General features: G+C 69.2%; 21 protein-coding genes. 12 read left to right on the forward strand and 9 right to left on the reverse strand.

What is annotated here, in order from left to right; all coding sequences use genetic code 11:
• Positions 1–38: 38 nt before the first annotated feature.
• Together ACIRQP_RS02050 and ACIRQP_RS02055 are read left to right on the forward strand one after the other, a co-directional pair.
• Entirely contained in the window at positions 39–431 is a 393-nt protein-coding gene (locus tag ACIRQP_RS02050) for a GntR family transcriptional regulator (RefSeq protein ID WP_403881900.1), read from the forward strand.
• 120 nt (positions 432–551) lie between these two features.
• Positions 552–1,799: an XRE family transcriptional regulator gene (locus ACIRQP_RS02055; RefSeq protein ID WP_403881903.1), complete on the forward strand. Its 1,248-nt coding sequence runs from the start codon at positions 552–554 to the stop codon at positions 1,797–1,799.
• A gap of 627 nt (positions 1,800–2,426) precedes the next feature.
• On the opposite strand, the gene ACIRQP_RS02060 is transcribed toward ACIRQP_RS02055, so the two are convergent.
• The 3 genes from ACIRQP_RS02060 to ACIRQP_RS02070 form a co-directional block, all read right to left on the reverse strand.
• Positions 2,427–3,449, reverse strand: a complete 1,023-nt coding sequence (locus ACIRQP_RS02060) for a hypothetical protein (protein ID WP_403881906.1) — start codon at positions 3,447–3,449, stop codon at positions 2,427–2,429.
• 110 nt (positions 3,450–3,559) lie between these two features.
• On the reverse strand, positions 3,560–4,093 hold the full coding sequence (locus ACIRQP_RS02065) for an NUDIX domain-containing protein (RefSeq protein ID WP_403881908.1): 534 nt from the start codon (positions 4,091–4,093) through the stop codon (positions 3,560–3,562).
• A gap of 1 nt (position 4,094) precedes the next feature.
• Complete coding sequence (locus ACIRQP_RS02070) at positions 4,095–5,450, reverse strand: tetratricopeptide repeat protein (protein WP_403881911.1); 1,356 nt, start codon at positions 5,448–5,450, stop codon at positions 4,095–4,097.
• Between the two features lie 223 nt (positions 5,451–5,673).
• On the opposite strand from ACIRQP_RS02070, the gene ACIRQP_RS02075 reads away from it, so the two are divergent.
• From ACIRQP_RS02075 to ACIRQP_RS02090, 4 genes are all read left to right on the forward strand, one after another.
• Positions 5,674–6,423: a hypothetical protein gene (locus tag ACIRQP_RS02075; RefSeq protein ID WP_403881914.1), complete on the forward strand. Its 750-nt coding sequence runs from the start codon at positions 5,674–5,676 to the stop codon at positions 6,421–6,423.
• A 77-nt stretch (positions 6,424–6,500) separates the two neighbouring features.
• The gene (locus ACIRQP_RS02080) at positions 6,501–7,412 is read left to right on the forward strand and encodes a phosphotransferase family protein (RefSeq protein WP_403881917.1); all 912 of its coding nucleotides are present in this window, start codon (positions 6,501–6,503) and stop codon (positions 7,410–7,412) included.
• A 1-nt stretch (position 7,413) separates the two neighbouring features.
• Positions 7,414–8,106 (forward strand): class I SAM-dependent methyltransferase, encoded by a 693-nt coding sequence (locus ACIRQP_RS02085; RefSeq protein WP_403881920.1) that lies wholly within the window; start codon positions 7,414–7,416, stop codon positions 8,104–8,106.
• Between the two features lie 34 nt (positions 8,107–8,140).
• Positions 8,141–8,719, forward strand: a complete 579-nt coding sequence (locus ACIRQP_RS02090) for an HAD domain-containing protein (RefSeq protein WP_403881923.1) — start codon at positions 8,141–8,143, stop codon at positions 8,717–8,719.
• A gap of 64 nt (positions 8,720–8,783) precedes the next feature.
• Here ACIRQP_RS02090 and ACIRQP_RS02095 read toward each other — a convergent pair whose 3' ends face one another.
• The 3 genes from ACIRQP_RS02095 to ACIRQP_RS02105 form a co-directional block, all read right to left on the reverse strand.
• Positions 8,784–10,478: a relaxase/mobilization nuclease domain-containing protein gene (locus ACIRQP_RS02095; RefSeq protein ID WP_403881926.1), complete on the reverse strand. Its 1,695-nt coding sequence runs from the start codon at positions 10,476–10,478 to the stop codon at positions 8,784–8,786.
• Positions 10,468–11,073: a hypothetical protein gene (locus ACIRQP_RS02100; RefSeq protein WP_403882138.1), complete on the reverse strand. Its 606-nt coding sequence runs from the start codon at positions 11,071–11,073 to the stop codon at positions 10,468–10,470. The genes ACIRQP_RS02095 and ACIRQP_RS02100 overlap by 11 nt, the downstream gene beginning before the upstream one ends.
• A 319-nt stretch (positions 11,074–11,392) precedes the next feature.
• Positions 11,393–12,649 carry a DUF3631 domain-containing protein gene (locus ACIRQP_RS02105; protein WP_403882141.1) on the reverse strand — a complete coding sequence of 419 codons (1,257 nt, stop codon included), beginning with the start codon at positions 12,647–12,649 and terminating at the stop codon, positions 11,393–11,395.
• Between the two features lie 542 nt (positions 12,650–13,191).
• Here ACIRQP_RS02105 and ACIRQP_RS02110 point away from each other — a divergent pair.
• The 3 genes from ACIRQP_RS02110 to ACIRQP_RS02120 all read left to right on the forward strand — a co-directional run bounded on the left by ACIRQP_RS02110 (position 13,192) and on the right by ACIRQP_RS02120 (position 16,130).
• Entirely contained in the window at positions 13,192–13,590 is a 399-nt protein-coding gene (locus tag ACIRQP_RS02110; protein ID WP_403881929.1) for a hypothetical protein, read from the forward strand.
• 32 nt (positions 13,591–13,622) lie between these two features.
• Positions 13,623–14,114, forward strand: coding sequence for a hypothetical protein (locus tag ACIRQP_RS02115; protein ID WP_403881932.1), 492 nt, complete (start codon positions 13,623–13,625; stop codon positions 14,112–14,114).
• A 1,350-nt stretch (positions 14,115–15,464) separates the two neighbouring features.
• Positions 15,465–16,130: a DUF4232 domain-containing protein gene (locus tag ACIRQP_RS02120; protein WP_403881935.1), complete on the forward strand. Its 666-nt coding sequence runs from the start codon at positions 15,465–15,467 to the stop codon at positions 16,128–16,130.
• A 640-nt stretch (positions 16,131–16,770) separates the two neighbouring features.
• Here the strand turns inward: ACIRQP_RS02120 and ACIRQP_RS02125 are convergent.
• A complete protein-coding gene (locus tag ACIRQP_RS02125) occupies positions 16,771–17,838 on the reverse strand; it encodes an NAD(P)/FAD-dependent oxidoreductase (protein ID WP_403881938.1) in 1,068 nt (355 codons plus the stop codon).
• A 202-nt stretch (positions 17,839–18,040) separates the two neighbouring features.
• Between ACIRQP_RS02125 and ACIRQP_RS02130 the strand changes: the two genes are divergently transcribed.
• Both ACIRQP_RS02130 and ACIRQP_RS02135 read left to right on the forward strand, forming a co-directional pair.
• A complete protein-coding gene (locus ACIRQP_RS02130; RefSeq protein WP_403881940.1) occupies positions 18,041–20,005 on the forward strand; it encodes an SMI1/KNR4 family protein in 1,965 nt (654 codons plus the stop codon).
• The gene (locus ACIRQP_RS02135; RefSeq protein ID WP_403881944.1) at positions 20,002–20,619 is read left to right on the forward strand and encodes a GNAT family N-acetyltransferase; all 618 of its coding nucleotides are present in this window, start codon (positions 20,002–20,004) and stop codon (positions 20,617–20,619) included. The genes ACIRQP_RS02130 and ACIRQP_RS02135 overlap by 4 nt, the downstream gene beginning before the upstream one ends.
• Positions 20,620–20,757: 138 nt before the next feature.
• On the opposite strand, the gene ACIRQP_RS02140 is transcribed toward ACIRQP_RS02135, so the two are convergent.
• Positions 20,758–21,024 carry a hypothetical protein gene (locus ACIRQP_RS02140; protein WP_365915807.1) on the reverse strand — a complete coding sequence of 89 codons (267 nt, stop codon included), beginning with the start codon at positions 21,022–21,024 and terminating at the stop codon, positions 20,758–20,760.
• 430 nt (positions 21,025–21,454) lie between these two features.
• Here ACIRQP_RS02140 and ACIRQP_RS02145 point away from each other — a divergent pair, with 430 nt between their 5' ends.
• Positions 21,455–22,057, forward strand: coding sequence for a hypothetical protein (locus ACIRQP_RS02145; RefSeq protein WP_403881948.1), 603 nt, complete (start codon positions 21,455–21,457; stop codon positions 22,055–22,057).
• Positions 22,058–22,191: 134 nt separating this feature from the next.
• On the opposite strand, the gene ACIRQP_RS02150 is transcribed toward ACIRQP_RS02145, so the two are convergent.
• Positions 22,192–23,091: a Gfo/Idh/MocA family protein gene (locus tag ACIRQP_RS02150; protein ID WP_403881951.1), complete on the reverse strand. Its 900-nt coding sequence runs from the start codon at positions 23,089–23,091 to the stop codon at positions 22,192–22,194.
• Positions 23,092–23,253: the final 162 nt, after the last annotated feature.

Below are 23,253 nucleotides of genomic sequence, written 5' to 3' on the forward strand. Positions count from 1 at the left end.
GAGTGCGTTAGCTTGAACTAGTCGGTACCCTCGGAGCTATGACCGCCGTATCGAGTGACCCAAGGCCCAAGCCGGTGAAGCTGGCAGAGGCGATCCGCGATCGGATCGGTAAAGGCAAGTACCCCAACGGGAAGCTGCCGACAGTCAAGGAGTTGGCGGAAGAGTTCGGATACGCGGGACAGACCGTGCGGGATGGTATGGCCATCCTGATCCGCGAAGGGGTCGCGATTTCCGCCGGAAGTCGCGGATACTTCGTCGCAAGTGGCAACGAGCGAGCGTCGGTTTCTAGCAATGATGCAACCGAGGAAATCAAGGAAATGCGCCTCCAGATTCAGGCATTGGCTGAACGGGTGGCTGCGCTTGAGGAGCAGGACCGTTCGAGTGGTGCGCGATCTGGAACAACCATGCAGCGCACGGGAGTTGGGGAATAGGTGACAGCCCAGGGGCAGCGACCTGGACAAGGGGACACCCCGAGTGTCACCGCCCCGTCCCCTTGCCTGTCCCCGTGGCCAATAGGGAAGACTCGCGCGTAGGCACCCCGAGGAGGGCGAATGAGCGACGACAGGGCTTCATGGGCGCGGCGCATCGCATCAGAGCGGCTTGCGCGCGACTGGTCCCAACTCGACGCGGTCCGGGCGTTGCGGGCCCATGCCGCCACCGAGTTGCCATCCGACGAGAGCATGGTGCGGCAGTGGAAGCGCTGGGAGTCCGGCGCCATGCCGGGCGACTTCTACCGACCGATCATCGCGGCCACATTCGGGACGGTTACGGCTGCATTGTTCCCGGAACCCGGACGCAGGAATGGAGAAAAGGAAATCCTCGCCGCAAGCGGCATGGAAACCCTCGAAATCGTCAGTCGACTCAATAGGTCAGACGTAGATAACGCCACCCTGGATGCGCTTCGAATTACAACGGATCGCCTCTGCTCAGAATACCCATTCATGCCGAGTGAACAGCTCCTCATTGAGGGGCGGCAATGGCTAAGGCGAGTGGTTGAACTCCACTCAAAGAGTCTCACTCTCGCACAGCACCGCGAGGTACTGGCGCTTTCCGGATGGCTCGCTCTCCTTGTGGGCTGCGTGGAATACGACTCCGGAGACCGTCACGCGGCGGAGTCCACCAGGCAGGCTGCCCTATCGCTGGCCACCGAATCGGACCATGCGGAGGTCGCGGGATGGGCGCACGAAATGCGCGCTTGGTTCGCGCTGACAACGGGGGACTACCGAGGCGTCATCGCAGCGGCTCAAGCCGGTACGGAGCGGGCATCCACCCACAGTGTCGCGGTGCAGCTTGCGGCACAGGAGGCGAAGGCGTGGGCCCGACTTGGGGACCGTCGACAGGTGGAAGTAGCGCTCGATCGCGGCCGACGCCTGCTTGAAGGGATGCCTCACCCGGAGAACCTTGACAACCACTTCGTCGTGGATCCGGCAAAGTTCGATTTCTACGCGATGGACTGCTACCGCCTCGTCGGGGAGGACAAGCTCGCGCGCACCCTGGCTGAGGAGGTGCTGAGGGCCGGTACGGACTTCGACGGCACAGAGCGCGCCCCAATGCGCAATGCGGAAGCACGAGTGACGCTCGCTGTTACAGCGGCCCGTGAGGGAGACCTCGAACAAGCGCTGATCCATGGCGAGCGCGCCCTACGGGGCGAGCGCCAGTCCATCCCCTCCCTCATCATGACCAGCCGCGAGCTAGCAGCAGAGATGAGGCGGCGTTACAGCGGAGAGCCTGAAGCAGAGTCGTATCTGACTCACCTTCGTGACCTCGGGCAGGCGAAGCCTGGTTTCCTGCCGCAGTAAAGGTCAGCAGTCCGAGGGGCCCTCTCCCATCACCGGGGGAGGGCCCCTTTACTGTGCCTCTCTGGGCCGTCTGGGGGCCGTCCGAGGGTCGCCAGCGATGACCAACAACGACCAGCAACGACCGCTCTCCCGCAGGTCAGAGCCTTGAGCCCGAGGTGCTTCGCAGGTGACGGAACCGGCGCATCAGTTCTTCGACATCTAAGAGGCGGGGTCGGGCGACCTGGGCGGACGCTCTAGAAACAGTCCGTGACCTGCGAGAACTCTTCCCAGCAGTTCTCACTGTCACCGCTTGCTTTCCGCCCCCTTGTGCACCGAGTGTGCACCGCCCGGCCAATACTCTGACTTGGTGTCAGAATCGCTGCGAGGGCCGTTACCCCATATGCGAGGGCCGTTACCCCATAGTCGGGGTAGCAGCCCTCGTCGGCTCGTCCAAGCTCTTTGTGCGGCGGCAGCCTTCTTACTCTTCCAGTAGTGCGGCGGGCCGTCGAGCTGCAGTGATCCTTACTGCAGGTCGTTGATCTAGTCATGGGCGATTGCCGGCGATGGGGTGCGACGATCTTGGTCGGGTGTCTTGCGGACTGCGAGCCCGGTGTGGGGGGATCCGCAAGACTGACATGAGGGCCATTGCTACTGGCGCAGGATGCTCATGATTTCGCTTGCCTTGGCAATCGCAGCCCGGGGCCCATACGCCACCATTGCGGCCAGCACGGCGGCGCTACCAGCCAGGACGACATCGACCCCCGCTGGAAGTCCCGACAGCACCCCAAAGCACAGCGCCCCCGCAGCAGCGACGACCACAGCCACCAGCCGAAGCCCTTCCCGATTAGCCACCGGGGTAGTGCCGCGCAGGCTCTGCTCAGGGAGGAGGGTGGTGACCCTTCCCACAGCGAAGGTGTTTCCGATCTTCGCCAGAAGTGCGGCCAGGCTGCGGAGGGCTCCATCGCCCTTGGCGTCGACTTGCGCCTCGACCAGTTGAAGCTTGGCTACTACGAGGGCGGCGTGGTTCTTTGCGTTCCGCTGCCGTGGAGACCCGCGGCCGACACTGTTCGTGATCCGGTGGACGCGCAGAAGTGAGCGCCGAACTGTGGAGCAGGTGTCGTCCAAATGCCTGAGGGCCTGGGGCCTGTCACTCGTGTCTGAGCGTGCCACGGCATCACATGCCTCGATGGCAGCCATGATCGAGAGCATCAACCTGTATCCCGCTATGGCTTTGTTGCGCCGGGCTGCCCACATCAGGAGGGGCAGGGTCACGGCAGCGAGCATAAGTGCTGATGGTTGCAGACTCGGCTGCACCTGCCGTGTCTCGATCGTTTTGATCACTGCCATCAGGATGTCCCCGGTACCGAGACCGATCGGGAAGGTCAGTAGCCAGTAGCGAAGCTTGACGCTTCCGGCAGTCTTCCGACCTGCCTCACGGAACGCTTGGATCGGCAGGTCCACCAAGCCAAGACGCTGGAGAGCTACCGCTGTTGGCGCCATATCCCTTTCCGCAACTCGGGCGTTCCAGGCCGCCCACCGCACCTGCAGTGGCTGAATCCGGCGGGCGATCCACGCGAGGACTCGGTAGATCGACACCACAATCGCGGCCAGGAGTACACCGCCAACCACCGACCGCTGAATCGCGGCTGCGCGCTCCCAGTCAATGTTCATGGGGGGAGATCCTGGCGCAGAGCACTGACAGCCGTGGCAGATCTCTTTGGCCAATAGAGCAGTTGGGCAGTGTTTGTTGTCACGCGTTACCTGACAGAGGTAGCGCTCGCCTACTTCCAGCCGTCAAGTGAGACCTGCGGCCCGCCATTGAGGTAGCGGAGAAGGGCGCTGGCGGTGGTCTCCACGAATTCCTCGGGGACGGCGTCGGCATCGACCCAGCGGACCTGGGAATGCTTGCGTGGCTCGCGGTTCTCGGGGGTGCCAGCCCACTCGTGCGTGACGAAGACGACGGTGAGGAAGCCGTTGGGGGCTTCCACGCCCCAGGCTCCGTGGATGATGTGGGCGACCTTCAAGGTTTCCGGCTTCACCGTCAGGCCCGTCTCTTCGTACAGCTCCCGGACTGCGGTCTCGGTGATGGGTTCGCCGGGCTCGCTCTTGCCGACGGGCAGGTCCCACATGCCTTGGGCGAACTTGGCGTTCTCGCTGCGCTGGAGGAGGACGACGCGGTTGGTGGCCTTGTCGTGGACGATCACGGCAGCGACCAGCAGGGTCATTGATTCGAGCGCCGGCTTGAGGGCCTTCGGCTGGTCGTCGGTTGTCGGCTGAACCACGATCATCCCTTCATCGGACGGGTTGTTGGGCATGTTAGGCGAGGGCTTCGCGGGCGCGGCGGGCGAGATCGGCGGCGCCGGGTACCTTGCGCCGCTGATAGACCGCGAGGGTGGAGCGGATCGACGTGATCGCCTTGCGGGTGCGGTCGGAGGTCATGCCCTCCATGAGGGTCAGTGCCTGGGACCAGGCCGCTACGGCCTCGTCGGCGCGGGCCTGGGTGGCGAGGCTGTCGCCGAGGTCGGCGTGGGTGAGAGCGTGGACGCGCTTGTACTTCTTGGGGTCCCAGCGGGTGAGGGCGTCACGGTGCTGCTGTTCGGTGCCGACGTGGTCGGCAAGGTCGGTCAGCGTGCGGGCGGTGTGGCTGGCCACGGTGCCGGCGGCGGGGCCGCTGACGCGGGAGTAGCTGGGCTGAGGGTCGTCCTCCCGCAGGAGAGCGTCTTCGGCGGCGAGGAGGGCACGCGCGGCCAGAGGGTTCTCGTTGATGGCGGCGTAAGCGCGGGCGTGGGTGATGTGGAGTAGCGCTTCAGTCTGGCCGTCGATGTGGCCGACGCCTTGGGCGAGGGCGGCTTCGGCGAGGTCGACGCAGTGGTGGGGCTGTTTGAGGCTGAGGGCCTGGTGGGCGAGGGCGCGCATCATCCAGGCGGCGTGGCCGTGGGGGTCGGCTTCGCAGGCGAGCTGGTAGCCGACCTGGTAGTAGCGCTGGGCAGCGCCTTCGTGGCCGAGATCGTGGTGTTTCCAGCCTGCGAGGTAGGCGAGTTCGGCTACGGCGCCGAAGGCTGCTCGGCGTAAGGCTTCGCTGGGGAAGCGTCCGCGCAGCGTGGGTGCGGCGGTGTCGGCGAGGTACGCGGTGACTGTCGTCAGGCCGTGGCCGCCGCCGAGGCGTTCGTCGGCGGCGCTGAAGGCCGCGGTGATCTGGCGTACGACGTCCACGTCATCCGCCCCGACCACGGACGTGCCGGTGCGGGCGCGGAGCATGCGGGCGGTGGCCTCGTGGTCGTGGGCGAGAGGCATGGCGACGCCGGCGGTGGTGAAGGCCGCGATGGCGAGGAAGCGGCGGCGCTCGACGTCGGCGCGGCCGAGGTCGGTGACGGCGAGGACCGGATCGGGTTCCGCCTGCTGTTCGGCCTCGTCGGAACGGAGGCCGATCTCGGTCTGGGTGATCGCGCGTCCGGCTCGGCGGGACAGCGCTTCGGCGAGGTACTGGCCTGCCCGGCCCGAAGGGGTACGGGTGCCATTCACCCAGTGCGAGATGGCCGACTTGTTGGTCTGGAGGATCTCGCCGTTCTCGGCGGCGATACGTCGCACATCTCTGGCGAGAGCCTCGTAGGTGCAGTCGGCCGCGTCGATGGCATCACGCAGGCGGGAGTTGGATTCTCGCTGCGCCGCCACGATCGCCTCCACTCCGCAGCTGTAAACCGCGTATACCGCTTCAACTGCCCTCCACCGTACCCACTGAGCGTGACCACCGGTTCACTTATCAGCAGCCGCCCGGAACGGCGCGACCGTGATCCAGGCTCCCCCTTGGTCCGGGCGGCACCCCGAAGTTCCGTACGCCCAAACCTGCTTCGGGCATTCCTGTGCCCGAATCCGGCCGAACAGAGACGGAGACACGGTGACCACCATCGACACCACGGCCATCACGGTCGAGCTGCCCGAGGCGTTCGACCCGCGCTGGAGCCGCCTGCCCGGCATCCAGGTCGACGGCCGACGCATCACCATCGACCCGGCCGAGTACTTCTTCCGCTTCGAGTCCAACACCTGGCTCGTCGCCGACTGGCAGCTGGTCAAGTCCCAGCTCCTCGGTGTGGACGAGACGACCGAGAGCGCGGTCGAGCAGCTCGCGCTCGACTTCATCAAGAACCACGGCGAGTCCACCTCGGACGCCGCCCGCGTGCTGACCACCGCGTACGAGGTGTACGCGTACCTCTTCCGCGACGGGCACCTCGCCAGCCTCGGCCTCGCCCAGATCACCGCCGACCACCTGCGGATGCTCCGCGAGGCGGCCACGCTCATGGCGCTCAACAAGGTCGAGCTGGACGGGCACATCTCTAACGTCGGCCCGTGCTGGTTCTTCCCCGCCGCCGCGTCCGTCGTCTTCGACCTGGACGACGAGATGGGCGGGATGCTCGACGAGGTCTACCACGGCGGCTGGTTCAACGAGCATCGCCGCATCGAGTCCATCAAGGCCCACGCCGCGCTCGGCGGGCGGCTCGTGCACGGCTGCCAGTCCGTGCCGGACCAGTCCGGCGGCGTCGTCGCGCCCTACGGTGCCTCGATGGCGAACTTCCGTGACGACCTCGCCGCGTTCAAGGCGGGCTGGATCGAGCAGGTCTACGCCCACCGTGTGAACCCTGCCGCGTAACTCGCCTCCCGACCAGGCTCCGGGGCGAGCCGGTATCTCTCGCCCGCCCCGGATGCCTCCAACCGACCGGAGCCCCCATGAGCTCGAATCCCAGCGCCGAACTCCTCGACAACCTGCTCACCGTGGCTGGCCAGTCCACCGCCGTACGGGAGGAGGTGCGCGTGTGGTCCATGTCCGGAGTCGAGCGTGTGACGTTCCCCGACGGCACCACGGCCATCTTCAAGTACGCCAAGAGGCCATTCGACAGCGAGGACCAGGCCCTCCGCCTGGCCCACACCCTCGGCGTTCCCGTCCCCCAGGTCCACGCCTCCGCTGTTCTGGACGGCTGGCTCGGCATGCTCATGGAGGACCTCGGGCCATCTGTCCGCGAGGCCGATGACCTGGACGGTGTCGCCGCGGCTGTGGTCCTGCACGGCACCCGTACGGCTCCTCCCTTGCCCGTCCTCGACCAGGAGCGGCTACGCATGCTGCCGGCCCGTACGCTGGAGCATCTCGAACGGCTGCGCAAGGCCGACCGGTGGCAGGACGCCGACGACATCGAGGACGCGCTCGACCGGATCGCCCAGGCCGCCGAGGCCCGCTCGGCCGGAGCGACGCTGGCACCGTTCGGCTGGGTGCACTCCGAGTTCCACCCCACCAGCCTCCACATCGGTAAGCACGGCTGGAGGCTGCTGGACTTCGCCCGCGCCTTCACTGGTCCCGGCCTGCTCGACCTCGCCAGCTGGCACGGCACCATCGAGCCTCCCCACCCCGTGCGCCTGCGCGTCTTCCTGGAGCAGTACGTCACCGCCGGCGGCACCCCCGACGCCCTCGCCCCGCGCGGCGGGCTCACCGCCGAGAGCTGGGCCCTGGGCTGGCACCGCATGTGGGCCGTCGAGTGGTTCGTGGAGCAGTCCATCCGCTGGATCAACGACCCGGCCACCGACCCCGCCTACCTCAAGGCCGTCCGCCGCCACCTCACTGACGTCCTCCACCTCCTGGAGATCTGACGTGCTAGCCCAGGCTTCCCCATGGCACGCCCACGCCCTCCAGCGCACCGCCGCCGGACTCGCCGAACCCCTCGCCGTACCCGCCCGGATGGAGTGGACCACGAGGCCCGGCCAAGGACCCGGCGCCGAGATCCTCGGGCCCGACCTGCGCGGCGAGCGGCTTCTAGAACTCGGTTGCGGCCCCGGCCACAACGCCGCCAACCTCGCCACCCGCCACGGGGCTCACGTCACCGGCGTCGACTTGGTTGGCCTCCAGGTTCGACGCGCCCGCTCCCACTACGGACGGCTGAACAACCTCACCTTCGTCGCCGGACACGCCTTGCACTACCTGCACGCCTCCGACGATCAGTTCGACGCGATCTACTCCGTCTTCGGCGCCGTAGGGCTCGTCGCCCCTGAACTCCTTCTGTCGGCCATCGCCCAGCGCCTCACGCCCGGCCGGGTGCTCGCCTTCTCCGTCCCCCACCCGCAGCGTGGCGGCCGAAGCCCCTCGGGTGACGACCGTCCCCGCCGCGACTACGTCGCTCTTCCCGACCGCACCCGGCTCCCTATTGCCCGCTGGGAGTTCTCGACCGACCGGTGGGAGAAGCACCTCAGTCAGACGGGTTTCTGGCTCACCTCGGCCCAGGAGTTCTACGACTCCCGCATGGGTCGCTGGCCCACCACCCTGCTGATCCGCGCTCGCAAGCTCTGACAGCCATTCGCCCCGGCTTCCCCTGGAGGAACCGATGCGCCCGCCATACCTGCTCCTTGATGTCGACGGCGTCCTCATCCCCTTCCCCGACGCGGACGGTTCGACCCCGGCCGCCCACGCCCGCCACGACGTCGTCCCCACCGGGCGCAGCGCCGACAACCCGGTCACCGTCTGGCTCGACCCCGCCCACGGCTACCTGCTCATGGACGTGATCCGTAGCGGCCTGGTCACCCCCGTCTGGTGCACCAGCTGGCGCCAGGACGCCACCACCCTGATCGGACCACTCCTCGGCCTCCCGCCCCTGCCGCACATCGACCTGCCGCGCCCCCAGATCACCACCAGTCACCCCAACGGCTACCTGTGGAAGCGCGACCACGTCGACGCCTGGCTGGGCAACGCGTCGGCTGTGTGGATCGACGACGACTTCACCAGCCTCGACCACGCCTGGGCCGCAGAGCGCACAACCCGTGGCGCGGCGACCCTCCTGATCCAACCTGACCCCCGTGTCGGGCTCCAGGCTGAACACCTGGCCGCGGCCCGGGCGTGGGCGGGGCGGCTGCTCGCCGTGCGGACTGGTGCGACCGCTGCTCCGGGCGGAACCGAAGCAGCCTGACGCGAATCCGTGGCAGAAGAATCGATGCCCTCGCCACGACTCATGGCGAGGGCATCTGACGGGATCAGCGGTGCCGACCGCGTTCTTCGGGCCTTACGTTCCCTGGTGCGGCCGGCTTTTGTGGCGCGGCTGACCTGGACGAGGTGCCGCCGACGGTACTTCGCCTGCGCGCTGCTTGCACGTGCCTGTTCGGTTGGACGGTGATGCGCCACACCAGGACCTGTGCCGGTGAGTCCGCAGTGTCGAGTTCACGCTCGGCGGCAGCCTCGCTCAGGAGTTGGCGGGCATTGTGGCCGGCGGTCTCGGCGCGGGCGAGCGTGGTGGTGAGGGCCGGCCAGAAAGGATCAGCCAGGATCTGGCCGGCGTGGTCAGGGAGTGCTTGGCGCACGGTGGCCTCGAATCGGTCAATGGTCTGCTGGCGTGGGGCTCGGCGGGAGAGGTCTGCCAGGACCGGCTCGCTGGCCTGCTGGTAACCGGTCCGCAGGTGGAGGAGAGCCTGTTCAGCTGCGGCGGCCTGCTGCTGGTGGCCGCGCTGTGCATGCCAATTGGCGGCGGCGCGGGCCAGGTGGAGGGCGGCGAAGATGAGGGCGATGGCGAGCCCGCCAGGCTCGTGTGTGGCGTCGGCGAGTTCCTTGGCGGCGTCCCGCAGGGATGTGGCGGCCTGGTGGTCGGCCCGAATCACAGAGCGGCGGGCGCGGTTGAACGCCGTTGCTGCTGCCTGCAGTTCGGCCTGGTACGGGCCATCTGTGGCACGGGCCAGGTTGTGCAGGGCGTCGCTGAAGGCATCCAAGTGGCCTTGGGCGGCGACGTCGTCGCCCAAGTCGAGGACGGTGTGGGCTGTGCGCACGGCGCACTCGGCACGGCGCCATGCCGTGTGGGGGTCCTCGATGTGCTGCGGGCGGTCGGTTACGTCCTGAGTGGGGAGGCGTTCGCACAGGCGGTTGAAGGACAGGTCGGGGGCGAGTTTGGAGCCGCCGTACCAGACCGGCTCGCCTTGGGCGGTATCGCCGGGGGCGGCCAGGCTGTAGCCGGTCACCTCGCCTGAATCGGGGCCGATGCGCTGCTTGACCTGGATGCCGAGCGACGTGAGGACGGTGAAGTAGTCGTCAACGCTGCGTACGGCGGCAGCGACGGCGTACGCCTGCTCGCGCAGCCACTCCCGCGCGGTGACGTCCCGGCCCTGGCTCTCGGCCTTGGCGCGCTCGGCGCCGGTCGGTGTGGGCGGTGCGGTGAGGTCGCCGGACTTCAGGCGGCGCAGGCCGAACTCGGCCTCGATCCTCCGGCACTCCTGCTGTGCCCGCTGGCCGTCGCGGTGGGTGCGGGGGCGTCGGCCGTCGGCGCGGACGGTAGTGGCGAGGATATGGATGTGGTCGTCCGCGTGCCGTACGGCGATCCACCGGCACGCCTTCTCGTCGCCCTCGGGCGCGATGCCGGTGGCCGCCACTATGCGGCGGGCGACTTCTGCCCACTCGGCGTCGGCGAGGTAGCGGTCGCCGGGTGCGGTGCGTACCGGGCAGTGCCACACATGCTGCGGCGGTTTGTGGCCGCCCAGTTCGTGGGTGCGCAGATCAACGTGGTGGTCCAGGCGCCTGGCGAGCTGACTGTAGGTGGCTTCGTGGTCGCGGCCGGGATCGGGGGCGCCGACCATGTCCCAGGCCGCGACGATGTGCGGGTCGGTGTGCTCGTCCCGCCGCCCTGGGCCGAAGAGGTAGTTGATCAGGCCGAGGGTGCTGGAGCCCGTGGAGACGTCAGGCACCATGGCCGGTCCCCTCCGTCAGGAGCTGGTCGATCAGCCGGTAACTACTCTCGGCCGTCCGCACGACGTGAGCGAGCACGGCCTCCGCCTGCTCGGGAACGGTTCCTCGGTGGATGGCTCCGGTTATCTGGTTGAGATTGCTGCCGATGCGGTTCAGCGCGACGGTGTGAGCCTCGACGGCCTCGATCAGCGGTCGGATGGGATCGTCCTCCGGACTGCCGACCATGTCCGCCTTGCCGAGGGCGACAGCGAGCGCGGCGTCGCCGACGAACCCGGCGAACTTCTGGCCGCGCCGCTCGGCCTCCTCGGCGATGATGCGAACCGCGGTCAGGGTGAAGCGGATGGTCTTTTCCTGGTCGCGCTTCTCGGTGGTGCGCTTGCGGTTCATCAGCGCGGGCAACGCCGGGGCGCTGGGCTCGCCCCACGAAGGCTCCTCATCGGAAGGCGTCGTATCGGCAGACTGCTCAACGGGCGGTCGGGCGTCAGCAGGCTGCTCGGGGCACAGGGCGGCGCAGTCGGCGACTGGTGCGGTGCTGGGCTCGGTCATCCCCTCCCCAGGCTCGGGCGCCCGCTGGCGCCCGGCCTCTTCCTCCGCCACCCCTGGGGCGGGGGCAAGCGCGGACGAAGCCTCGTTAGAGGCTCGTTCGCTCCAGCTTGCTGCTGTTCGGCGGGCCAGCCTGAACAGTCCCCTGTGGTGGCGGGAGGGGGCGTCGTCCGTGTTGTTGTCGTGCATGGTGGTGCTCCGGTGGCATGTGGGCAGGGCTTCGTCACGTCCGTCGCATCCGTCCCATGGCTGGTCACGACAGGTACGGACTCGGCCGCAGGTACGGATAACTCCGTCCCGGTGAGGAAGTCCGTCCCCGCGCTGACCTGCGCGGGGACGGATGGGACGGATTGAGACGGACCCAGGGGGTGGGTCAGCGGGCGGGCTTGGGGCCTGTGGCGCCGCCGGGCGGGCCGATGGGCAGCGGCCCGGTCGGAGGGGCAGGCGGCTTGCCCTGGCCTGGGCGTTCGGGCGTGATCTGATGCCCGGCTGCGAGGGTCGGCTGGGCAGGGTCAGGGCAGTAGCGGGCCCAGGCGTCGAGGAACTGGTTGCGGGCGTACGCCTTGGCCTGACGACCCTGCTCGAAGCGGTAGTTCGCCGGGCGGATGCCGAAGTCCCGCAGCAGCGCCGAAAGGTGGAAGGCGGTCAACCCCTTGGCGCCGTAGTCCGGCCACGGAGATTCAGCATCTGCCAGGAGAGCGGCCAGCAGATCCTGTGAGCGTAGGGCCTCCTTGTTGCCCTCCTGTTCGAAGATGCGGCGGACATCACGCAGCAGCCGCGTCTTCAGGGTCGTTTGCTCATCCTGGACGGCCTCGTGCCGAGTCATCGCCAGGCAGGCGGCGCGGGCGCTGGTGGGCCAGTGGCCGCCGGCCAGGTCGGCGACGATGACCAGCGGCTCCCAGGTGTCCGCAGCCCGGTCCTCAACCGGCATCTTCGGCGCCAGACCGGCAGCCGTGCCACGCAGCGGCGTCAGCCACGCGGCCAGCCGGTTACGCACCGCGTGCAGTTCAGGCACGGAGTAGCGCGAGCGGAACGGGGTGATCCGCTCACCCGGCTTACGCTTCTGCATGCGAAGTACGACCGCCCTGTCCATGATCGTGTCGGGCAGGTCGCCGATCCCGGCCAGCGCGGCCATAGCGAAGGTGGGAAACGCCGTCGGCTTGTGCTCCGGTCCGGAGATGCGCCAGGCCGGCCGATTGCTCTGATGCCCGGCGTTCAGCAGGCCACGCAGATCCTCCTTCTCGCCCGCCTTGGGACCGAAGATGGTGTCGGCCTCGTCCACCAGCAGCGTCGGCGGGTTCTTGCCTATGACGCGGAAGACCACCGCCGGTGAGGTGTTCACCGTCATCATCGGCTGGTGCACGGTCTCGTGAAGCACATCCAGGACACGGGACTTGCCACACCCCTTGGTCGGCCCCACCACCGCCAGACGCGGCGCGTGCTGCAGAGCAGGCTGGATATGAGAGGCCGCCACCCACAGCGTCACCGCAGTCAGCGCCTCCTCACTCGGCAGCACTACGTACCGGCCGATCGCCGCCTGCAACTCATCCAGCGGCACGGCTCCGTCACCGGTCGCCTCGGCGCCGGCGCCCCCACTGTCCCCGGTCCCCGAACCGTCATCCGGGACCACGGTCCCGCTCTGCACCTGCTCGGTCCCCACGGGACCGTCGGTCCCCGCAGCTCGTTGGGGACCGTGGTCCCCTGCCGCGCGGTCCCCTGGTTCCATCCCCGCGCCCTGGGGACCGGTCCCCAAAATGGGGGCCAGGGGACCGGGACCAGGCTTATCGTCCGCCTTCGGGGACGGCGCAGGTGCGCCTGGACCGGAATGGTCCACATCCTGTGGTTCGGTCCGCGCGCCGCTGGCCTTCATCTCTTCCTCGTCAGCGGATGTCTGCTCCGTGGACCGTGCTTGGTCGTGGGGCCATGGCGCGCCCTTCGGTGGCAGCGGAGCAGTACGGTGGTGCGGCTGGTCCCCGGTCCCCGCACGACGGGACCGGTCTCCGGTATCCGGGCCGAGGGGACCGTCCCCGCTGTGGAGACCATCGCCGGTCCCCTGGTGAGGGGGCCGTGACTCGGCACGGTCCCCGTTGCGCGGAACCGTCCCCTGCCCGGGGACTGCCACCTCGGCGTTCACACGGGCGACCGAACAGGCACGAGAGGACCTTGGCGAGGATGCTCCCGAGCAGACCGAGCCACACTGGATCGCCTACTTCGACGAAGCCGAACTCGCCGGCACCACCGGCGGCCGACTGCTGGAACTCGCCCGGCAAGACCCTCGTACGCACGCCAACCGCGCGGGCGAGGAGATCCGACAGGCCCTTCGCCCGGCGCGGCCCGGAAGCAGGCCGCAGCAACGCCCTCGACCGGCTCGGTCTCGCAGAGGTCTACTTCCTCGGCGGCGACCTGACCGCCGGGTGCCAGGAGACTCACGCCGCGCTGGACGCCGAGCGGGTGCGGTCCGGACGCGTACGGGAGGGCATGGCGTGGCTCTACTCGTACACCGTCGGACATGGCGCGTCCCGCCCGGTCCGGGAAGCTCGGGCCAGACTCCGCGAACAACTCGCCGACTGATGAAGCCGCTTGAGAAAGAGGAAGAAGCCGCTGTGACGACTCTTGCCGTAACGGGCCACATGGACCTCACGGACGCATCGGTCCCTTTGGTCCGCGACGCTCTGCGAGACCTGCTCGCCGGATACAGCGGCCCGGGTCTGGTCGGGGTCTCCTGCATCGCCGCCGGATCGGACAGCCTCTTCGCCGAAGCCGTACTCGCAGCCGGCGGCCGTCTTGTAGCGGTGATCCCCTCCCAGAACTACCGTCAGACAAAGGTCAGGCCACAGCACGCTCCCCTCTTCGACAAGCTCATTGAGGCCGCCGACGAAGTGCTGATCATGCCCTTCGAAACAGCCGGCCGTGAGGCATACGAGGCAGCCAACCAAGTACTCCTGGAGCACGCAGACCGTCTGGTCGCCGTCTGGAACGGCGAACCCCCAGGCGGCAAGGGCGGCGGCACGGCCGACGTGGTCCTCGACGCCCGCACCACAGGCATCCCGGTCGACGTGGTGTGGCCGGAGGGCGCCGAGCGCATCGGGGCCTAGGACGCTGTTTCACGTGGAGGACGTCTGAGTTCAGTTCGACCGTAGACTCGGAAGATGGATACCGCATCAGTCATCGCGTGTATCGCACTTGTGATCTCGGTTTCCTCTGCTCTCGTCACCTTTCGGTACAGCCACAAGCAAACCGAAGCAGCCGCGAGAGCGAACGCTCTCACTTAGCGAGCACAACGCGAACAGGCAGAGCCATACGTCATCGCCGACATTCGACCGAGAGTACCCGGGTCATCGCTACTAGTTTTCGTCATCGAAAACATCGGGCCGACTCTCGCCCGCGATGTCCAACTGTCCGTCGACCCTCCTCTGCGCGCAACTCTCGGTGCGGAGAGAGAGGCCATTCTCAACCAAGCGGTTACCAGGAAGATCGCTGCGCTGCCCCCTGGTCGGCGACTTCCGTTCGTCATGGGCGTTGGCCACAAAGTGTTCTCTTCAAACCTTCCGCTCCTCTACACGGTCAAGGTCGAGGCCACCGGACCCTTCGGCGTCATGGAGCCGCTGAGCTACGTTATTGACCTTGAGATTCTGAGAAATACCGGGTTGGACACTGAATCTTTGGAATGGAGCACCCACGTTCTTGCCGAGCAATCGAAGAAGTCGGCCAGATCTCAAGAGCAGCAGGCAGACGCTCTCAGGAGCCTCACAAGGCATGTCATCGAGACGTCTGCGCGGACCCACGAGGAAGAGACTCCAACGGTCAATTAAGGGAGTCGGTGTCAACACCACGCCATGGCCATCCCAATACACTTGTCTTCCCAAAGTGAGGGCCGCCACCTCCATCCGGGGTGGCAGCCCTCATTTGTTGTATTGCCAGACCCTGGAACCTCGCGAGCGGCGCTGGTCGGAACGAGCACGTACGACTTCCTCGACGACCTCCCTGCCGTGTCCAACAACTTCACCGCGTGTCCACGGGGCCCGCACCACCGGCGCGCAGAGACCCTTGCGGAGGCTATGGCACCGGTTGGGGTCAAGATCCGCCGGGTTACGGGTCTGTCCCAGCGGGCGCCGGCCGCGAAATGGTGCGCGGCGGCGGCCGGAACCGCCGTCCGGGCCCATCGGCGGCACGCCCCGGAGCGGTGCGGCGCACCCGTGTGCGGGCCCCATTTCCTGGGCCGGACGGGGGGCAGGGGGAGGGTCACCGCAGGGGTGCGGGAGGGACGGGTGCGGGCGGGGTGTGCCCGGTGGCGGTTGCCTGGTGTGCCTGGCTGTGCGTGTAACAGCAATGTATTAGGGGGCGGTTGGGTGCAACGGTCTGCCGGGCCGGGCGGGTCCTGGTGATCAGAAACGCTCGCTCGTACCGAGCAGCCGGCACCGCCGACCGATACTGAGGAAGAAACGATGCGCGTTCACAAGCTGACCTTCGCCGCCCTGGCCGTTGTCGCGAGTCTCTCGCTCACGGCCTGCAACGAAGAGGACCTCGTGGGACAGGGCGCCCCGTCGGCGGCGTCCACCGCGTCTCCCTCGGCCGCCGGTTCGGATCAGGGCGGTGGGAAGGAGTCCGCCGGGACGGACTCCACCGGGAACAGCTCCGGCGGGCAGGGCACGGCCGCTGGGACCGGCTCCAACGAGAACGGCGAGGTCGGCAAGTGCCGCACCGACGATCTGGATATCACGGCGGCGGACAGCACCATCGACGGCGACACCGAGGGCACCGTCGCGGTGGAGCTGAAGAACGGCGGCGGCCGGGACTGCGTGCTGTCCGCGTACGCGGGCGTCGACCTGAAGACCAGCTCGGGGACGCTGTCCGCGGAGCGCACTGGTCAGCAGGCAGACTCATCCATCCTCAAGGACGGGGAGTCGACGTTCTTCGGCATCAACTACCCGATCAACGAGTCGGGCGGCTCCGGCGTCCGCGTCACGGGGCTTGTGGTGACCCCGCCGGACGAGACGAAGTCGTTCTCGCTCGAGTGGCCGGGCTCCGCGACGCTGCCGGCCTCGGACGGTTCGGGCTCCCCGGTGAAGGTCGGTCCGATCGGTAGCGCCGGTCAGGGCGGTCAGAGCTGACCCGCACGGCCCAGGGTTGGTCCGGTTGATCGTGTGCCCCCCCGGGCGGTAGATCATCTCCGACACGCCGAACTTGACGGAGAATACGCCGGCCATGGGCTGGTCGCCCCAGAGAGACAGCTCTACTTGGGACTTCCTCGGTCCCGGCAGCAGCGAGTGGATACGGGATGGTGGTGCACCAGCCCTCCGCCTCACGGGCCATGTGCACCGCTTGTGCACCGGTCCACTCACCAGCGGGACATCTATGCGGGTCGAAGCGTGCGTCGAGCTGTACTTCGACACTTAAGAACGCCCTCGATCAGAGCTGGTTTTCGCTCACCCGAGCCGTCCATGGGCCGTCGGCCGTGCCCCTCCGCTCGCTGGAGGCACGGCCGACGGCCGTATCCGCGGGCCGCGCTCAGCCTGCAACGCAGCCGGGATCCAGGGCGCTGCCCGCCTCCAGGCCGGTGGCTTCCCGCACCAGGACGGTGTTGGGGTCGCCGGGCAGGCGGGACTTTGAAGACAGGCCCTAGCGGGTGTCCCAGAACGCCTCGTCGGGGTGCAACCGAGCGTCATCGGGGTGTTCTCCTTCGGTGAGGTGGGGTGGGGTGGGGTTCGGTCTGATCGGGTCGGGTCGGGTCGCTTTCGGCGGTCCCAGAGATCAGAGGCCGTGCCCGGAGCCGCCACGCGCGCGGTGCTCCGCGGCCTCCCTCTCTCGCCTCGGGGAGAAGGGATCGCGGCGGGCGGCGACAGCCCGGCGCGTGTCCTCCGCTGTCAGGTCGGCGTTGATCGCCGCGGCGGCCCGTACACCCGCGGCCGCGGCTCCCACGACCTGCTCCATCAGATCCGTGACATTGCCGGCCACCCACACCCCGGACACGGCCGTCGCCCCGACCGGGTCGGAGGCGATGTGCGTACCGATCACCTCGCCGCCCCTCTCCAGTTCGACGGGTGCCAGGCCCAGACTCGTGAGGAGGTCCGCGCGGGCGGTGAAGCGCGGCGTGACCACCAGGGCCCGGGTGGGGATCGTCCGTCCGTCGGCCAGGGTGACGCCGGTGAGCCGGTCGCCCGTCACCTCCAGGCCGGTCACCGTGCCGTCCACCACAGCGATGTCGCGGGCGGCGAGTTGCTCGTACTCCTCCTCGGCCGGCTCGGGCGCGGTGTGCAGGAACAGCGTCACCTCACTGCTCCACTGCCGCCACATCAGCGCCTGGTGGGCGGCGAACGGCCCGGTGGCGAGGACGCCGATCGGCTGGTCGCGTACCTCCCAGCCGTGGCAGTACGGGCAGTGCAGCACCTCGCGTCCCCATCGCTCGGCCACGCCCGGCACCGGCGGCAGTTCGTCCACCAGGCCGGTGGTCACCAGCAGCCGCCGCGCCAGGACGGTCGTCCCGTCCGCCAGAGCGACACGGAAGCCGCCGGTCTCCAGGCGCTCGGCCGCCACGGCGTCACCTGCCATGATCTCGCCGCCGTAACCGGTCACCTCCTCGCGGCCCGCGGCCAGCAGTTCCGCAGGGGGTGTGCCGTCACGCGTCAGGAAGTTGTGGACGTGGGACGCCGGGGCGTTGCGCGGCCGGGCCCCGTCGATCACCAGTACCGACCGCCGTGCCCGCGCCAGGGACAGTGCTCCGCTCAGCCCGGCGGCTCCCCCGCCGACGACCACGACGTCATGGCGGCGCTCCCCGGCCCCGGGGATGATGGTCTCGTTATGCCATGTTTGATCACTCATGCGCACTATTACCTCCGTTCACTGGAGATGGTCCGCCCGCGCCGCCGCCTTGACAAACCAACTTGCTGATTCCGCAAAGAGGGAGGCGTGCTCTGTGTCCGGACGGAGGCGGGTGTCCGGACGGAGGCGGGTGTCCGGACGGAGGCGGGTGTCCGGACGGAGGCGGGTGTCCGTTGTCAGTGGGCGCTGGCACCATGACCGCATGAAGACCTACAACTGGCGCCCCTTCCTTGAGCGGTGGAGTGCGGACTGGCTCGACTCACCCGACGCGCGGGAGCGAGGAGACGTGGACGAGCCGGTCCTCCGGGACCGGTGGCTGGGTTTCCCGGCCGCCGGGGAGGACCGGATCAGTGAGCTGGAGGAGCGGTTGGGGGTGACGCTGCCGCCCACATACCGCTCGTTTCTGGCGACCACCGACGGGTGGCGGCCCGCGGGGACGGCTGCCAGCCGGGTGGGCACGGCGGAGGGCGTGCACTGGTACGGGGATCCGGACGGCCTTCAGGCGGTCCACGAGGGCGCGTTGGACGAGCGTGCCTCCGAGGAGGAGGCGCTGAGGGCCGGTATGTGGGGCAGAGCGCTGCGGTTGTCCACCGCCCCGGACACGGTCGAGGTCCTCCTCGACCCCGGCGATCCGGACGCCAACGGGGAGTGGGCCGCCTATCTCCACCGGGGCGGGGCGGGCGGCGAACGGCCTGAGCGCCACGGGTCGTTCATGGATCTCATGCAAACCCTGTTCCGGGAGTTCCACCGCGCTCACGCGGGCACGCCCGGGTTCGCGAACGAGACGACGCGCGAGCTGGACGCCGATGTCGAGGAGGCTCGGCTGGCCTGTCTGGACGGTGAGGACATCGACGGCGCGCTCGAACTGCTCACCGAGGCCGCCGAGTGCGGCCGGCCCCGCGCCCATGGGCTGCGTGTCCAGATGGAGGCGATGCTGAACAGCGGGAGCGGGGGCGGGGTCAGGGGCGGGCTCGGCGGATTGCCGGCTTCCTGTGTCGTCGGGCGGGTGGACGATCCGCTGTACGCGCGCGAGCTTCTGCCGCTGGCCGCGCTGGAGCATCTGCGGGCGGGCCATGGCGAGGCGGAATTCCTCCGGTCCTCCGATGGGCACGATCATGACGGGGACGACCGGAAGCGGGCGCTGGCCCTGCTGCGGGAGATCGATGAGCGTAATTTCCGGTACGGGGCCCCCGGGCCCTTCGGCGACGCGGTCGCCTCGGCGCGCGAACAGGCGCGGTGGGGCGATACGGACGGCGCGTGGCGCACGGTAGCGGCGGCCGTGGCCGGCTGGGAGCCGTACGGCGAGGAGCACATAGCTCCCGTCGGACTGCTCGCCGATCCCCTTCTCGGGCCGGTGATCACCGCGGAGCGCGGGCGGTATCTCCTGGAGACTCCCCGTGCCGGTGGCCAGGGCGCGACGGCCGGCGGCGGAGAACGGGACGCTCCCCGGGCGAGAGCGGACGGGCTCGGCTGGCTCGCCGAGGACACGCGGCCACCGGCGCCGGATGCCTACCGCTTCGTCCTCGTCCACGGCGTCTCGCCGGAGGAGCTGGCCGGACGGATCGGCGAGGGACCGCTGCTGGCACCGTGCGACGAGTCGGAGGCGGGGCAGGCGATACGTATCGGATCATGCGGGGACGGAAGCGGGAACGGGAACGGGGACGGGAACCGGGGCGGAGGTCGGGAAACGGGCGCGGAGAGCTGGAGCTTCGCGTTCGAGAGCGGGCGGAACGGTACGGAGCCGCCGAGTGAGGCGGTGTCGCGAGGTACGAAGTCGGTGACGGTGTGGTGCGAGCGCGGCGGCCGGTCCGCGGCCCTCCCCGGCACCTTCCACTTCTCCTACGCGGAGGACGGGAAGCGCGTGTACGGATTCACCGTGCGCGACGGCGAGACCGAGGAGTGGGGGGAGATTCCCGACGCGCTCGACCCCGGGCATCTCTTCCCGGACGCGGGTCCCGGATGGGACGAGGAGGACGCGTACGACAACGCGTACGAGGGCTCGGACGACGACTCCGACGAGGGCTCAAGCCTTGGTTCGGAAGGCAGTTGGGCCCTGGATCCCGATGACGAGTACGAGAGTCTCGACGCCATCGCGGAGATGTTCGGCGTCTCCTTGCCGCACTTCGCGATCCGCCACGGGCGGCTGCACGCGGTCGCGCCGTCATGACCTCGATCAGTGACACGGTCATCGGTACCGCGGTCATCGACACCGAGCGGCTGACACTGCTGCCGCTCCGTATCGCGTACGCCGAGGAGATGGCCGCCGTACTCTCCGACCCGGCGCTGTACGCCTATACCGGTGGGGCACCCCCGACGGTCGAGGAGTTGCGCTCGCGTTACGCCCGTCAGGTCGCGGGCTCACCCGACCCGGAGGTCGTCTGGTGCAACTGGATGATCGGCATCCGGCAGGAGGCGCAAGAAGGTCGGCGCTCGGCGGAGTCCTCCGTGGAGTCCTCGGTGGAGTTTTTCGCGGGCTCGCTGGTCGGTTACGTACAAGCCACTATCGGCCCGGACGGTGACGGTCGTACCGCCGAGATCGCCTGGGTCGTGGGGACGGCGTGGCAGGGGCGCGGTATCGCCACCGAAGCGGCGCGGGGGCTCGTACGGTGGCTGAAGGGGCAGGGCGTCCGGAGCCTTGTCGCTCATGTCCATCCGGACCATGGAGCATCGGCCGCCGTCGCCGCGGCCGTTGGGCTGACGCCCACCGGTGAACGACACGATGGCGAGGTGCGGTGGCGTCGGCGTCGGACCGGCGATCAGCGACCGTCGGCCGGGCCTTGACCTGACCGCTCAGGACCGACGACGCTCCGCCCCCCTTCCCTCTCCCAGCGGTGGGAGGGAAGCCGGGCGGGGCACAACGCCCGGCCCCGGGCCAGGAGCCGGACCGGACGCGGCCCCGGGCCCGGCCCCGGACAGGCGCTATCCGATCAGGGCTCGCACCATGCGGCAGGTGGTGTCCGACGGCGGGTGGATCCCGATCCGGGCCGCCGTCCTCCGTATCCTGCCGTTGTTCGCGTTCGCCGGGTGGTACACGCCCGAGTCGAGCAGGGCGATGGCGAGGCGCATGGCCTTGAGCCGGCGGTTATGGGTCTCGTACCACTCACGGGGCTGACCCGCGGGCAGTGGCTTGCGCTTGAGGGCTGGCTGACTCTCGAAGGGTTTCGTCGGCATGGTGGCAACGGCCATCGGCGACCTCCCGGCGCGGTGGTGGTTCCCTCACGAACTACCCCCATTTTACCGCCCCCCACTGACAATCGCCCCTGGCCAGAGGCTATTTGACGGTCTTCTTCCGCCCCGGCGTCCGCTGCCGCGGCCGCCGGGGTACGAACCCCCTCGCAGGCTCAGTGTTGACGCCGGCGCATCAGTTCCCCACCGGCGGATCACCGCGTCCGGAGCGCGGGTACGAGAGGGCGCTCGACGTGCTGTGCCGGGCGCTGCCGCCGGGGAGGTGAACGCGATTCAGGACAAGGGGAGTTGGGGGGCGATGCGGGAGTTGAGGGCGTTGTTCACGTCACAGCGGTGACTGTTGAGACGAACGGGCGCGCCGCTCGTACGTAACGGCACACGGAACCCGACCGGCCGCCGTTCGCGGCGCCGGGGACAGGAGCCCCCACACGTGTCCCGAAAGAAGACCTTCAGCGGCCGGAAGAAGCTCGCCCTGCTCGTCGGCGCGGCAGCGCTGGTGGGCGGTACGGCGGTGGTGATGACCGGCACCAGCCAGGCGTCGGTGGTCTGCGACGGACTGGCCACGGCCCTGGGCAACAACGAGAGCTTCATCGCCGGGCAGCGGGCCGCCCCGGACGCGCAGTCCGAGGCGCGGATCGCCAACCGGGTCGCCGTCATCGAGGAGATCAAGCGGAAGCAGGCGGCGTCCGGCTGCGAGGTCAGCCAGGTCGGTCAGGGCGGAGACGGCGGCGGAGGTGCGGATGACGGGGCCGGGGCGCAACCCACGGCCGGCGCACAGGCCGAGGGCGATGTCGTCTGCGCGGGCTCCACCGTCACCCTCTCCGGCGAGGCGGGCGCCCCGGCCGCTTCCAGCAATCAGTTCCCCGCGGGCACCACGCTCCGCGTGACCAACCTCGACAACGACAAGTCCACCACGGTGCGGGTGACGTCGGTGTCGGGCAGCTGCGCCCTGCTGAACGACGCGGCCTTCGAGCAGGTCCGCGAGCCGGGCAAGTTCCTGATCCGCAACGCCCGGATCGAACAGATCGGGTAGTTCGGGTAGATCGGGACGGGTGGATCCAGGGCATCGGACAGGTCCGGACCGGTCTTGTTCCGTCGCGCTGCCGGGAGCCGGCCGGCCGGTCCTCACCAACCGGCCGGGCCCCGGCGCGACCTTCGCAACAGGACCTACGCGTTCAGCTGCTGCTCCGCCTCCGCCAGGATCTCCGTCAGCCGGAGCCCGAACCGTACGTCGCAGGCGTGTGGCTGCCCCGTACGGACCGACTCCAGCAGCGCGTCGATCGCCGCCCCGAACGAGGTGACCGGGTCTCCCCAGTCCCCCGGCAGCACCGCCGTGCCGTGCTCGCCCCGCAGCTCGATCCCCGTGCCCGCGCCCGCCTTCGGCGCGCTCAGGCTCAGCGCCACCGAGCTGGCCGCTCCGGACACGTGCCGCAGCACCAGGTGGGTGAGGTCCGGCTCGGTGCGTACCGCCGTCACGTCGGTCACCTCGCCGAGCACCGGGATCAGCGCCGACAGCGCGTGCGGCCCGACGTCCCAGAGGCCGCCCTTGTCGCGGCGCCAGGGGGAGTCGGCGTACGGGCTGGTCTCGCCCGGCGAGTAGAGGGCGCCGAGCCAGAACGCGTGGGCGGTGAACCAGCCACCCTTAGCGGTCTGCTCGCCGAGCCAGCCCGCGGTGCCCGCCGCGAAGCGCAGCGTGCAGAAGACGACGGACGCGACCCCGGTGGCCGCCGCCGCGTCCGCCACCTCGCGGGCGCCCGCCACGGTCGTCGCGACCGGTTTGTCCATGAGGAGATGGCAGCCCGCCGCGGCGGCGCGCGCCGCGAGCGGTGCCTGGATGTCCGGCGGCAGGGCGAACGCGACGGCGTCGCTCTCGGCGAAGAGAGCGTCGAGGCCGACCTCGCCCGAGTGGGCCGTGGTGTCGTGGGCGGCGGCGAGAGCCGCGGCGGCCTCGGGGCGCCGCCCCCAGACGCCGCTGAGTTCGAGTCCGGGATGGGCGGCGAGGGCGGGAGCGTGGGTGCGCTCCGCCCAGGGGCCGGTGCCGAGGAGTCCGATGCGTAGCTTGCTCATGACGGCCAGTGTGCCGTGTCGGTGCTCGTGACCGGAGTCGGGTACGGGGAGAGCGAGTCGGCGCCGGTTCGTCGGATGCGGTTCTTCGGAGGCGGCTCGTCGGAGGCGGTGCTTCGGATGCAGTGCTTCGGATGCGGTGCCGAAAACCGGTGGCCGCTCGGG

It is taken from the genome of Streptomyces sp. NPDC102274 (assembly GCF_044766385.1).
Lineage (GTDB): Bacteria > Actinomycetota > Actinomycetes > Streptomycetales > Streptomycetaceae > Streptomyces.

Bases quoted from the DNA above. Each gene is read 5' to 3' on its own strand.
- ACIRQP_RS02110 (WP_403881929.1), top strand. From the start codon at position 13,192: ATGCTCCCGAGCAGACCGAGCCACACTGGATCGCCTACTTCGACGAAG.
- ACIRQP_RS02095 (WP_403881926.1), bottom strand. From the start codon at position 10,478: ATGGTGCCTGACGTCTCCACGGGCTCCAGCACCCTCGGCCTGATCAAC.
- ACIRQP_RS02140 (WP_365915807.1), bottom strand. From the start codon at position 21,024: ATGGCCGTTGCCACCATGCCGACGAAACCCTTCGAGAGTCAGCCAGCC.
- ACIRQP_RS02050 (WP_403881900.1), top strand. From the start codon at position 39: ATGACCGCCGTATCGAGTGACCCAAGGCCCAAGCCGGTGAAGCTGGCA.
- ACIRQP_RS02080 (WP_403881917.1), top strand. From the start codon at position 6,501: ATGAGCTCGAATCCCAGCGCCGAACTCCTCGACAACCTGCTCACCGTG.
- ACIRQP_RS02065 (WP_403881908.1), bottom strand. From the start codon at position 4,093: ATGCCCAACAACCCGTCCGATGAAGGGATGATCGTGGTTCAGCCGACA.
- ACIRQP_RS02060 (WP_403881906.1), bottom strand. From the start codon at position 3,449: ATGAACATTGACTGGGAGCGCGCAGCCGCGATTCAGCGGTCGGTGGTT.
- ACIRQP_RS02055 (WP_403881903.1), top strand. From the start codon at position 552: ATGAGCGACGACAGGGCTTCATGGGCGCGGCGCATCGCATCAGAGCGG.
- ACIRQP_RS02130 (WP_403881940.1), top strand. From the start codon at position 18,041: ATGAAGACCTACAACTGGCGCCCCTTCCTTGAGCGGTGGAGTGCGGAC.
- ACIRQP_RS02135 (WP_403881944.1), top strand. From the start codon at position 20,002: ATGACCTCGATCAGTGACACGGTCATCGGTACCGCGGTCATCGACACC.
- ACIRQP_RS02120 (WP_403881935.1), top strand. From the start codon at position 15,465: ATGCGCGTTCACAAGCTGACCTTCGCCGCCCTGGCCGTTGTCGCGAGT.
- ACIRQP_RS02125 (WP_403881938.1), bottom strand. From the start codon at position 17,838: ATGAGTGATCAAACATGGCATAACGAGACCATCATCCCCGGGGCCGGG.
- ACIRQP_RS02150 (WP_403881951.1), bottom strand. From the start codon at position 23,091: ATGAGCAAGCTACGCATCGGACTCCTCGGCACCGGCCCCTGGGCGGAG.
- ACIRQP_RS02090 (WP_403881923.1), top strand. From the start codon at position 8,141: ATGCGCCCGCCATACCTGCTCCTTGATGTCGACGGCGTCCTCATCCCC.